Genomic DNA, 12,144 nt, shown 5'->3' with positions numbered 1-12,144 from the left:
AAGGAAACCGTGAGCGCACCCACCGCTGACCGTCGCGCGACCGGGGTCTTCTCGCCGAGGCGAGCGCAGATCCCCGAACGCACCCTACGGACCGACCGGTGGTGGCAGGCACCACTGTTGACCAATCTCGGACTGGCCGCATTCGTCATCTACGCGACGATCCGGGCGTTCTGGGGCAGTGCGTACTGGGTGGCGGACTACCACTACCTGACGCCGTTCTACTCGCCGTGCGTGAGCACGGCGTGTGCGCCCGGGTCCAGCCACTTCGGCCAGTGGGTGGGTGACCTGCCGTGGTTCATCCCGATGGCGTTCATCTCACTGCCGTTCCTCTTGGCGTTCCGGCTCACCTGCTACTACTACCGCAAGGCCTACTACCGGTCGGTGTGGCAGTCGCCGACGGCCTGCGCAGTGGCCGAGCCGCACGCGAAATACACTGGTGAAACCCGTTTTCCGCTGATCCTGCAGAACATTCACCGATACTTCTTCTACGCCGCCGTCCTCATCTCGCTGGTGAACACCTACGACGCGATCACCGCGTTCCACTCCCCCAGCGGCTTCGGGTTCGGCCTCGGAAATGTCATCCTGACCGGCAATGTGATCCTGTTGTGGGTCTACACGCTGTCCTGCCACTCGTGCCGCCACGTCACCGGCGGCCGTCTCAAGCACTTCTCGAAACATCCTGTCCGGTACTGGATCTGGACACAGGTGAGCAAACTCAACACGCGGCACATGTTGTTCGCCTGGATCACCCTCGGCACACTGGTGCTCACCGACTTCTACATCATGCTGGTGGCCAGCGGGACCATCTCCGACTTGAGATTCATTGGCTGACAGGCCGACTGCCAGGTGCGCTGATCCGCCTGGCTGACACACCCGACATTCCACGAGACGATCCGAAGCGAAACGAGAGTAAATGAGTGAACTGGAGCGGCACTCCTACGACGTCGTCGTGATCGGTGCCGGCGGGGCGGGACTGCGCGCCGTGATCGAGGCACGCGAACGCGGTCTGCGCGTCGCTGTGGTGACGAAATCGCTTTTCGGCAAGGCCCATACCGTGATGGCCGAGGGCGGCTGCGCCGCGGCGATGCGCAACGTCAACACCAAGGACTCCTGGCAGGTGCACTTCGGTGACACCATGCGCGGTGGCAAATTCCTCAACAACTGGCGGATGGCCGAACTGCACGCGCAGGAGGCGCCCGACCGCGTGTGGGAACTGGAGACCTACGGCGCGCTGTTCGACCGCACCAAGGACGGCAAGATCAGCCAGCGCAACTTCGGCGGCCACACCTACCCGCGCCTGGCGCACGTCGGCGACCGCACCGGCCTGGAGATCATCCGCACCCTGCAGCAGAAGATCGTGTCGCTGCAGCAGGAGGACAAACGTGAACTCGGCGACTACGAGGCCCGCATCCGGGTGTTCCACGAGACCTCGATCACCGAACTGATCCTGGACGACGGCAAGATCGCCGGCGCGTTCGGCTACTACCGCGAGACCGGCAACTTCGTGCTGTTCGAGGCGCCCGCGGTGGTGCTCGCCACGGGCGGCATCGGCAAGTCGTTCAAGGTGTCGTCGAACTCATGGGAGTACACCGGCGACGGCCACGCGCTGGCACTGCGCGCCGGTTCGGCCCTGATCAACATGGAGTTCATCCAGTTCCACCCGACCGGCATGGTCTGGCCGCTGTCGGTGAAGGGCATCCTGGTCACCGAAGGCGTGCGCGGCGACGGCGGGGTGCTGAAGAACTCCGAGGGCAAGCGGTTCATGTTCGACTACATCCCCTCGGTGTTCAAAGGCCAGTACGCCGAGACCGAGGAAGAAGCCGACCAGTGGCTCAAGGACAACGACTCGGCACGCCGCACCCCTGACCTGCTTCCCCGCGACGAGGTGGCCCGCGCCATCAACGCCGAGGTGAAGGCCGGCCGCGGCTCACCGCACGGGGGCGTGTACCTCGACATCGCGTCACGCATGCCCGCCGAGGAGATCAAGCGCAGGCTGCCGTCGATGTACCACCAGTTCATCGAGCTCGCCGAGGTGGACATCACCAAGGACGCCATGGAGGTCGGCCCCACCTGCCACTACGTCATGGGTGGTATCGAGGTCGATCCGGACACTGCTGCGGGCGCGACCCCAGGCCTGTTCGCCGCGGGCGAGTGCTCGGGTGGCATGCACGGTTCGAACCGGCTCGGCGGCAACTCGCTGTCAGATCTGTTGGTGTTCGGCCGCCGCGCCGGTCTGGGCGCCGCCGACTACGTGCGGGCCCTTCCGGACCGGCCGAAGGTTTCCGAAGCCGCCGTCGAGGACGCCACACGACTCGTCCTGGCGCCGTTCGAGCCCAAGGCCGAACCCGAGAATCCCTACACGCTGCACGCCGAACTGCAGCAGTCGATGAACGACCTGGTGGGCATCATCCGCAAGGAGGCCGAGATCCAGGAGGCGCTCGACAGGCTGCAGGAACTCAAGCGGCGCTACGCCAATGTGACCGTCGAAGGCGGGCGCGTGTTCAACCCCGGTTGGCACCTGGCCATCGACATGCGCAACATGCTGCTGGTCAGCGAATGCGTCGCGAAAGCCGCGCTGCAGCGCACCGAGAGCCGCGGCGGGCACACACGCGACGACTACCCGGAGATGGATGCCAACTGGCGCAACACGCTGCTGGTCTGCCGCGTCTCAGGTGGTGACCCGGTGGTTCCCGACGTGACGGTGACACCCGAGCAGCAGGTGCCGATGCGACCCGATCTGCTGGGGTGCTTCGAGCTCTCGGAGCTCGAAAAGTACTACACCCCAGAAGAACTGGCCGAGCATCCGGAACGGAAGGGCTGAGATGGCTACTTACGACGCGAAACTGCGGGTGTGGCGCGGCGACGACACCGGCGGCGAACTGCACGACTACACCGTCGAGGTCAACGACGGCGAGGTGGTCCTCGACATCATCCACCGCCTGCAGGCCACCCAGACACCGGATCTCGCGGTGCGGTGGAACTGCAAGGCAGGCAAGTGCGGTTCGTGCTCGGCGGAGATCAACGGCAGGCCGCGGCTGATGTGCATGACGCGCATGTCCACCTTCGGCGAGGACGAGGTCGTCACGGTCACGCCACTGCGCACGTTCCCGGTGATGCGTGACCTCGTGACCGACGTGTCGTTCAACTACGAGAAGGCACGGCAGATCCCGTCGTTCACACCGCCGAAGGATCTGCAGCCCGGTGAGTACCGAATGCAGCAGGAGGACGTGAACCGGTCACAGGAGTTCCGCAAGTGCATCGAGTGCTTCCTGTGCCAGAACGTGTGCCATGTGGTGCGTGATCACGAAGAGAACAAGGAGAACTTCGCCGGACCGCGGTTCCACATGCGCATCGCCGAGCTGGACATGCATCCGCTCGACACCGTCGACCGCAAGGAGATGGCACAGGACGAGTTCGGGCTCGGCTACTGCAACATCACGAAGTGCTGCACCGAGGTGTGTCCCGAGCACATCAAGATCACCGACAATGCGTTGATCCCCATGAAAGAGCGCGTCGCGGACCGCAAGTACGACCCGATTGTCTGGTTGGGCAACAAGCTGTTCCGGCGGTGACGTTCGATCGGGTGCCCGTCCCCGATCTGCTGGGTACGCTCGATGGAAAGCAGCCAATCAACGACGAAAGGCAGCCTATGAGTACCCGTCAGATCCACAGCATCAACGACATCCGCACGGCCATCCGCGAACTGTCGGCGCGCGCGACACTCGCCCGCAAGGAAGGCCGCTCGGAGGATGCAGCCGAGATCGAACAGCGCATCGCCAAGTACCGCGAGGAACTCGCCGCACGGCCCTGACATTCCGGTCATGCGGCGAGCCCGAGGCTCGCCGCATGACGAATTCAGGCGCCGAGCTTGCGGAAGCTGCTGCGATGGAACACGATCGGCGCAACGTCGTCGTTGACGACGATGTCGCTGACCCGCAGTACGACGATCGTGTGGTCACCGGCCGGGACCAGCTGTTCGATCGCGCTCTCCAGCCACACGGCGGTGCCGTGGATGAACACCGCGCCGCTGTCGCGGGACTCGGTCTCCAGGCCGGCGAATCGGTCACCGGTCTTGGCGGCCAGGGTGCGGGCGGCGGTGTCGTGCGCTTCGCCGAGGACACTGATGCCGAGCGACGGCAGATCCTTGAGCTTGGGCCACGTGGTCGAGGAGTTCTGCACGCAGAACGCCACCAGCGGCGGCTCCAGGGACACCGGGACGAATGTGCTGGCGGCGAGCCCGACCCGGGTGCCGTCCACCTCGGCCGCGATCGCGATGACACCGGACGGGAAATGTCCGAACGCCTCACGCAGCGAGGTCGGACTCAGATCTGTTGCGCTCATAACGCCTCCATCTTCACACGTAGCCGTGAGCGGCTGCCACATCTGGGTGCGCACGCACGCGGCTCTTCCAGGCGTTGCGCCCGTACACCAAATAGATGCGGTCGTTCGACGGGTCCGCGGTCACGCCCCTGGCCTGCGCGGCCAGTTCGTCGGGAAGCGCGAGCACTGGTATGGCTGCGTCGAGCCGCGGGTTGAAGAAGTAGGGCACCGAGATGCGCTCGGAGGCGCTCACCTGCACCCGGTGTTCGGTCGCCCGCAGGTAGCCGCCGCTGGCGATCTCGAGCATCTCGCCGATGTTCACGATGAACGCGCCCGGCAGGGGGTCGACGTCGATGAACACCCCGTCCGGGCCCCGGACCTGCAGTCCGCGGCTGCCTGGCTCGGCCAGTAGCAGCGTGAGCACGCCGGCGTCGCGATGGGCGCCGACGCCCTGCGATGTCTCGGCCTGCGCGGGATACCGGACGATCTTGATCAGCGTGGCCGGGGTGTCGGCGAACGCCTCGTCGAACACGTCGGCCGGATTGCCCAAGGCAACGGCCCAGTGACGCAGCAACGCGCGCCCCACCTGCGCGAGCGCGGCGTCCCACTCGGCGATCACAGCGGGCAGTTCGGGCAGCGCCGCGGGCCACTGGTTCGGGCCCTGCAGACGCAGATACGGCTCTGCCGGATCGTCCAGCGGCTCCCGTTCGGGTCCGATGTCGATCTGTTCGCGCCAGTCCACCTGGCCACCGGTCAGCTCACCACCGAGCCGCGTGTACCCGCGGAAGTGCGGGCTGTTGACCATCGCGATCGCGTCCTTGTCGGCCTGCGGCAGCGCGAACAGTCGACGCGCGGCGGTGAGCACGCGGTCGACGAGATCCTGTGGGACGCCGTGGCCGACGAGATAGAAGAAGCCGACCTCGTGCGCCACCCTGCGGAGCTGATCGGTCACCACTGCAGCGTCGTCACCGAGATCCACGACAGGCAATGCGGTGCTCAGAGCAGTCACCCCGCCATCATCGGGCAGACGGCCCGCCACGGCCAGCGTCCGGATCGGCATGAACCTAAAGCGCGCGCGGTAACGTGACGCCCACCATGTGGATCCCTCTCCTGCTGATGGCCGCTGTGATCAGCCTGGAGCCGTTCCGGATCGGCATGACGGTGGTGATGATCAACCGGCCCCAGCCTGCCCTGCAACTGTCGACCTTCCTCGCGGGCGGATTCCTGATGGGCACCGCGGTGGGCATGGTCGTGCTGTTCGTGATGCGGCCCGCCCTCGGTTCCGCACATTTCACGTTGCCGCGGGTGCAGATCGCCGTCGGCGCCCTGATCCTGGCCAACGCCGTCCTGGTGGCCACGGGCCTGCTGGGCGGGCGGCGAAAGGACCCGGGCCCGCCCGGCCGCGTCCGCCGGATGCTGGGCCCCGCCGCGGACCGCACCCGCACGCTTCTCACGGGAAGCTCGCTGTGGGCCGCGGGCGTCGCGGGCCTGGGCATCGCGCTGCCGTCGGTCGACTACCTGGCCGCGCTGGCCCTGATCGTCGCGTCCGGCGCCGCGGCGTCGACGCAGTTCGGTGCGCTGATGCTGTTCAACGTGGTGGCGTTCGCACTCGTGGAGATCCCGCTGGTGTGCTACCTGGTGGCACCGGAACGCACCCGCGCGACGCTGGCCGCGGTGTACGACTGGCTCAAGGCGCGCGGTCGGCGCGGGTTCGCCACGCTCCTGGCCGTCGTCGGCTGCATGCTGCTGGGCGTCGGTATCGCGGCGCTGTAGCGCCTCAGGGCTTGGGCGCCGGTTGATTGTTCACGACGTACTGCAGTCCGGCGAGCAATTGCGACACCGGGTCGGTACCTCCGCCGAAGGCCGCCTGCGTGGCCGGCGCCGTGACCGCCGCCGGGTCGTACCCGTTGACCGGGTCGACCGTGATGGGCGCGGTCAGCGGATCGTCGTTGCGCGAGTAGCCGGCATCCACGTACGGCTTGAGCACGCCGTCGAGCTTGTTCAGCGTGTCCTTGTCCACCCCGAGGTACTTGAACGGCAACACCAGTGGCAGGTGCTCCTCGGGGATCATGATCGTCGTGTCCTTCGCGCCGCGCGAGTTGACGGTGGTCCGGATGTTCTGTGGGGGCACCATGCTCGGGTTGGTGAACGCGACGGCGGTGTGCCCGGTCGCGAGGCCCACGATCGCGTTGGCGACGGAGATCCAGTTGTCCGGCCGGTCCGGCCAGTCCGCGATGCTGTCGTATGCCGAGACGAACTGGTAGGTGTCGTACTGGCTTTCCACCGGAGCCGGGATGCGGTAGTCGAGCGACGGGACGACGCTGCCGACCGGGAACATCTGCGTCAGGAAACTCTCGCCGAAGGCGTGCTTGCCGACGGGGTTGCCGTACGTCGCGAAGCTCAGGCTGTCCGGCGGCGGCGCGGCCGGGTCGTACGCGAGACGCGCCTGCACCTCGTCGAGCACCGACGCGCCCTCGGACAGGCCGATCACCGTTCCCGGGCCGCCCTGGCGGATCGCGTTGATGAGGTTGGGCGCGCCGACGTCGATCGATTCGCCGTAACTCGGACCGTCGAGACCCAGGCCCGGCATGAAGCGCTCGCCGAGCGCACCGATACCCGGGAACAGCCGCTCCAGGGTGTGGCCTTGCACCTGCCCGGCCGGGTAGTCGACGATCTGCCGGTCGAGACCGGGGAACCAGTCCGCGCCGGTGCGCATGATGTATTCGTCGTACGGGATGCCCAGCACGTGCGCGCCCCCGAGCGCGTACCCGCGTCCGGGTGTGCCCATCGATGGCGCCTCGGCGTGGGCGCCGCCGGGTGCCGGGTCGACCGGTTTGGTGTCATCGGCAGCCGCGACACCGAAACCGAGAAATCCCGCGGTGCCGATCGTGGTGAACGCCGTGCCGAACGCGAGAAGTCGTCTCCTCATGTCGCACTCCCACCCACTCGGCTGTACTGCTTGCGAACCATACCCCGCCTCACTGAGGAACTCAGCCGTCCAACCTGACGAACTGCTTCTGCCGGTACTGCTCTGCACAGGCCGCACGCCGGATCTTGCCGCTCGTGGTGGTCGGGAGCGAACCCGACGGCACGAGAACCAGATCCGCCACGCTCAGGCCGTGCGCGTTCGCCACCGCGGCGGTGACGTTGCTCTTGACCTCGCCGAACCGACGGATGGCCTCGGCGTCGAGGTCGGCCGGCTTCTTGAGTTCGATGACGGTCACCAACTCCTCGGTGCTGTTCACCGGAACCGAGATGGCCGCCACCCTGCCGTGGGTGATGGCCTGCACCGTGGCCTCGATATCCTCGGGATAGTGGTTGCGGCCCCGGATGATCAGGACGTCCTTGATGCGTCCGACGACGTACAGTTCGCCGGCATGGACGAACCCCAGGTCACCCGTGCGCAGCCACGGGCCATCGGGCGTACCCGGCGACGGGTCGAGAAGTGTTGCGCCGAACGTGCTCTCGTCCGCCGGTTTGCCCCAGTACCCGGAGGCGACGTTGTCGCCGTGCACCCAGATCTCTCCCACCACACCCGGCGGGGTCTCGCGGCGCGTGTCGACGTCGACGATTCGCAGCGAAGGTGACTGCGGCACCTGGTATCTCACCAGTGCGGTGCCCTTGCGCGGCGCGCTGGGACTGACCCGGCCCGCGCTCAGCGCTTCGGCGTCGAAGTACCCGGCCGGCGCATCCTCGTCCCAGATGCCCGAGGCCACGAACACCGTGGCCTCCGCCAGCCCGTACGCGGGACGCATCATGTGGTCACGAAAGTTGAAGTGCGCGAAGCGGTCCACGAAGCGGCGCAGCGTGGCCGATTCGACGCGTTCGGCGCCGCTGATGATGCCCACCACCCCGCCGAGGTCCAGCCCGGCCAGATCCTCGTCGCTGGTCCTGCGTGCCGCGAGGTCGAACGCGAAGTTGGGTGCCGACGACCAGGCGTGTGGATTCTCGGCGAGCGCCCGCACCCACCGGGCCGGACGTTCCAGGAACGCCACCGGGCTCGTGAGCTGTGCGTGGCGCCCGCACAGGATCGGCGCGCACACCCCCAGCACCAGGCCCATGTCGTGATAGAAGGGCAGCCACGACACGAGCGTCGCATCCTGCGGAAGCGGCGACCTGGCGAAGAAACTCCGCATCAACTGGTCGAAGTTCGCGGTGAGGTTGCGGTGCGAGATCATGACCCCGGTCGGCAGCCGCGTCGATCCGGAGCTGTACTGCAGGTAGGCGATGTCGGACAGCCCGACCGGACCGAGATCGGTTTCCGCGCCGGAGTAGTCGGAATCCAGAGCAAGCGAATCGATCTCGATGATCGCCGGATCGGTGCGCGACGACGCGACGAATTCGGCGACGTCGGTGGCGGCTGCCGACGTCGTGAGCACGACCGTCGGCTCGGTGTCGGCGAACACCGCACTCACCCGGTCGTGTCCCGACCCCCGATGCGGCAACGGCAACGGTACCGCGATGAGTCCGGCCTGCATCGATCCCAGGAACGCGAGGATGTATTCGAGTCCCTGCGGCGCGAGTATCAGAGCCCGGTCCCCCACGGCGCCGTGGCGCCGGATCTCTCTGGCCACGTTGATCGTTCGACGCGCCAGCACGGACCACGTCAGGCTCTGCGCGACGCCCGACGGATCACCGTCGTAGTCGGTGAAGGTGAACGCGATGTCGTCGGGACGCAGGCTGGCACGGCCGTGCAGCATCGACAGTATTGATGACTGAGTTGACGCGGGCTGATTCAGCGTGTCCTCCGGGATCGCGTGTGCTTCGTAGTCTCACATATGTACCTTCGCGTCACCGCTCGGACGCGCGTCAGGTCACCTCTGCCGGCGCCCGCGAGTTCGACGGCGATGTCCCGATCTGCCCCGGCCACCAGTTCGCCCGGCCCACCAGCGAAGCGATCGCGGGCACCGTGATGGTCCGAACCACGAAGGTGTCCAGCAGGATTCCCACCCCGATCACGAAACCGCCCTGCACCACGAGCCCGATGCTGGAGAACAACAGCCCGGCCATCGACGCGGCAAAGATGAGTCCCGCCGCGGTGATCACGCCACCGGTCGAACCTAGGGTGCGGATGACGCCGTACCGCACGCTGTGCGGAGATTCGTCGCGTAGCCGCGACACGAACAACATGTTGTAGTCGGCGCCCACCGCCACCAGGACGACGAACGCCAGCGGCGGCACACTCCAGTGCAGCTGTTGGCCGAGCACGACCTGGAACATCAGGACACCGAGGCCGATCGCGGCGAAGTACGAGACCACCACGGAGCCCACGAGATACAGGGGGGCGATGACCGTGCGCAGCAGCACCGTCAGCGTCAGCAACACGACGATCAGCGTCGCGATGATGATGAACCGGATGTCCTGCTGGTAGTAGTCCCGCGTGTCCCGCAAGGCGACGGGGAACCCACCCATCGAGATCTCGGCGTCGGCCAGCGTGGTGTTGGGCTGCGCGCCGCGCGCGATGTCACCGATCTGGTTGACCTGGTCCATCGCCTCGGCGCTGAACGGGTTGAGCTTGGTCTGCACCAGATAGCGCACCGAATGCCCGTCCGGTGAGATGTAGGCCGCGGAGGCCTTCTTGAAATCCTCGAGCCCGAACACCTCGGGCGGGATGTTGAACCCGGCCTGCGACGGGTCGGCCGCGTTGTTGCGCATCGTCAGCAGGAACGTCGACGCCTCGTTGAGGCCCGCGGCGATCACCTTCACCTGCTTGACCAGTTCGTCGACCCCGCCGGCCACCTCTCGGCTGCCACCCGCCAGACGGCTGGCACCCTGCTGCAGATCCTTCAGGCCCTTCTGCGTGCCGCCGGGTTTGTCGAGTCCCATGGCGTCGACGGCCTTGGCGACATTCGCCATGGCGGCGTTGAGCTTCTTCACCGCCGAGTTGAGGGTCTCGCGATCCTCGACGCCCTGGAACTCCTGGGCGAGTTGGTTGATCTGGTTGAGATTGCCTTCGTTGCTGGGGTCGAGAACACGCTCGAACTGCGCGCGCGTCGCCGAGCACGACGGATTGGCGTCACACACCGGGTTGCCCTGCAGGGCCGCAAGGACCGGACCGATCCACGCGAACATGTCCTTGACCGCGGCGAGGTTGATGCCCATGGCATTGCCGAGCGCGTTGACGCTCGCGACGAGCTTGGCCGCGGTGTCGACGTCGCGAACCAGCTTGTCGCCGCCGTACTCGGTGCGCACCGACGAGAACGTGTCGACCAGGCTCTGGATGCTGGGCGCGATCTGGTTGATCTGGCTTCGCACGTCGGCGAGGCTGTCGGCCAGTGTCTTCGCGCCGGAGGTCAGCCGGTTGAGGTCGGACGTGCGTTGGTCGATCTGCGTCGAACCGTCCGCGAGCCGGTCACCGACGATGCCGGCCTGGAACGTCGCTCGGAACTCCGGCGGCACCTCGCCCAGCGGCCGGGTGATGCCGCTGACCAGGCCCACGTCCGGCAGTTGCGCAACGCGTGAGGCCAGTTGTTCCAGGTCGGCGAGTGCTCGCGGGTTGCGCAGATCGTGCGGCGACTGGATGAAGATGTACTCGGGGATGGACTGGCTGATGGGGAAATGTTGCTCCAGCGCGGCATATCCGATTGAACTCGACGCGTCCGGCGAGACCACCTTGCGGTCGTCGTAGTTGTAGTGCGCCACGAGCGTGAAGCCCCCCAGCAGGGCCAGCACGAGCACACTGCCCACGAGGTGTGGGACCGGGCGACGCACGATGCGGATACCGGACCTGCGCCAGAACCGCGTGGTCAGTTCGCGGCGCGGTTTGACCCAGCCGCGCGGCCCGGCCAGCACCAGAATCGCCGGAAGCAGTGTCACGCCGGCGAGAAATGCGACCGCGATGCCGATCGCCGCGGCGACGCCCACGGTTCTGAACACGCCCATCTTGGCGAAACTCAGCAGAAGGAACGTCAGCCCCACCGTGGTGGCCGACGCCGCGATCACCTTGCCGATCGAGATCATGGCCGCACGGACCGCCGCGTCGTAACCGTGACCCGAGCGCAGGAAGTCGTGATAGCGGCTGATCAGGAACACCGCGTAGTCCGTCCCCGCGCCGGCCATGATGGCACTGAGGAACACCATGGACTGATTGGAGACGCCGGATCCCGTGAGCTCTGAATAGCCGGCCACCACGGACTGCGCGATGATCAGCGACGATCCGATGGTCACCAGAGGCAAGAGCATGGTGACGACGTTGCGGTACACCAGCAGCAACACGCCGAGCACCAGCACCGCGATCGCGATCTCGATGGGCAGACGATCCTGCTGGCCCGCGACGGTCAGGTCGGCGACGGTCGCCGCCGGACCGGTGATGTGCACCTGCAGCGCGCCGTCCGCGGCGTTCTGGTCGACGGTGTGCTCGACGATCTCTGAGACGCGGTTGAACGATTCGAAGGCGCGCGGCGTGCCGAGTTCGCCCTCAAGGCTGACAGGCAGCACCCAGGTGGTCTTGTCCTGGCTGGTCAGAAACGGCCGGAGTTGTGGCGTGCCGATGAAGTCCTGCACCGACACCACGTTGATCAGATCACCGCGCAGTGCGTCGACGATCTTGCGGTAGACGGCCTCGTCGTCGGGTGTCAGGCCCTTGTCGTTGATCAGCGCGACCAGCATCAGGTCGTCGTTGCCCGATTCCTGGAACGCCTCGGCCATTTTCGCGGCCGTGACGCTCGAGGGGGCCTCGGCGGGAAGGACCTGCAGCGGGTGCTTCTCGGCCATCTCGCCGAGGGACGGGAACGACAGCGGCAGGGCGACGGCCATCGCGAGCCAGACCCCGATCACCACCAGGGGCCACCGCACCACAAGATCGGCTAGCTTACGCATGTCGCC

The 12,144-nt window shown here is 66.8% G+C and carries 10 protein-coding genes; 5 read left to right on the top strand and 5 right to left on the bottom strand.

Going from position 1 to position 12,144, the window contains the following annotated elements:
* Window positions 1-9 precede the first annotated feature (9 nt).
* The 4 genes from sdhC (at window position 10) to AT701_RS35195 (ending at window position 3,811) form a co-directional block, all read left to right on the top strand.
* Window positions 10-831, top strand: a complete 822-nt coding sequence (gene sdhC, locus AT701_RS01960; protein WP_003891739.1) for a succinate dehydrogenase subunit SdhC — start codon at window positions 10-12, stop codon at window positions 829-831.
* A gap of 82 nt (window positions 832-913) precedes the next feature.
* Window positions 914-2,821 (top strand): fumarate reductase/succinate dehydrogenase flavoprotein subunit, encoded by a 1,908-nt coding sequence (locus tag AT701_RS01955; RefSeq protein WP_011726932.1) that lies wholly within the window; start codon window positions 914-916, stop codon window positions 2,819-2,821.
* A gap of 1 nt (window position 2,822) precedes the next feature.
* Window positions 2,823-3,572 carry a succinate dehydrogenase/fumarate reductase iron-sulfur subunit gene (locus AT701_RS01950; protein WP_011726931.1) on the top strand — a complete coding sequence of 250 codons (750 nt, stop codon included), beginning with the start codon at window positions 2,823-2,825 and terminating at the stop codon, window positions 3,570-3,572.
* Between the two features lie 77 nt (window positions 3,573-3,649).
* Window positions 3,650-3,811, top strand: coding sequence for a hypothetical protein (locus tag AT701_RS35195; protein ID WP_011726930.1), 162 nt, complete (start codon window positions 3,650-3,652; stop codon window positions 3,809-3,811).
* A gap of 44 nt (window positions 3,812-3,855) precedes the next feature.
* On the opposite strand, the gene AT701_RS01940 is transcribed toward AT701_RS35195, so the two are convergent.
* Both AT701_RS01940 and AT701_RS01935 read right to left on the bottom strand, forming a co-directional pair.
* Window positions 3,856-4,341, bottom strand: a complete 486-nt coding sequence (locus AT701_RS01940) for a flavin reductase family protein (protein WP_011726929.1) — start codon at window positions 4,339-4,341, stop codon at window positions 3,856-3,858.
* 13 nt (window positions 4,342-4,354) lie between these two features.
* Window positions 4,355-5,380, bottom strand: a complete 1,026-nt coding sequence (locus AT701_RS01935) for an isopenicillin N synthase family dioxygenase (RefSeq protein ID WP_081319333.1) — start codon at window positions 5,378-5,380, stop codon at window positions 4,355-4,357.
* A 35-nt stretch (window positions 5,381-5,415) separates the two neighbouring features.
* Here AT701_RS01935 and AT701_RS01930 point away from each other — a divergent pair, with 35 nt between their 5' ends.
* A complete protein-coding gene (locus AT701_RS01930) occupies window positions 5,416-6,093 on the top strand; it encodes a GAP family protein (RefSeq protein WP_011726927.1) in 678 nt (225 codons plus the stop codon).
* A gap of 4 nt (window positions 6,094-6,097) precedes the next feature.
* Here AT701_RS01930 and pe read toward each other — a convergent pair whose 3' ends face one another.
* The 3 genes from pe to AT701_RS01915 form a co-directional block, all read right to left on the bottom strand.
* A complete protein-coding gene (gene pe / locus AT701_RS01925; protein WP_011726926.1) occupies window positions 6,098-7,249 on the bottom strand; it encodes an acyltransferase PE in 1,152 nt (383 codons plus the stop codon).
* Window positions 7,250-7,310: 61 nt separating this feature from the next.
* Complete coding sequence (locus AT701_RS01920; RefSeq protein ID WP_011726925.1) at window positions 7,311-9,020, bottom strand: AMP-binding protein; 1,710 nt, start codon at window positions 9,018-9,020, stop codon at window positions 7,311-7,313.
* 109 nt (window positions 9,021-9,129) lie between these two features.
* Complete coding sequence (locus AT701_RS01915) at window positions 9,130-12,138, bottom strand: MMPL/RND family transporter (RefSeq protein WP_058125044.1); 3,009 nt, start codon at window positions 12,136-12,138, stop codon at window positions 9,130-9,132.
* Window positions 12,139-12,144 lie beyond the last annotated feature (6 nt).

Source organism: Mycolicibacterium smegmatis, from assembly GCF_001457595.1.
Classification (GTDB): Bacteria; Actinomycetota; Actinomycetes; order Mycobacteriales; family Mycobacteriaceae; genus Mycobacterium; species Mycobacterium smegmatis.
This window is presented reverse-complemented; position numbering and strand designations above follow the sequence as displayed.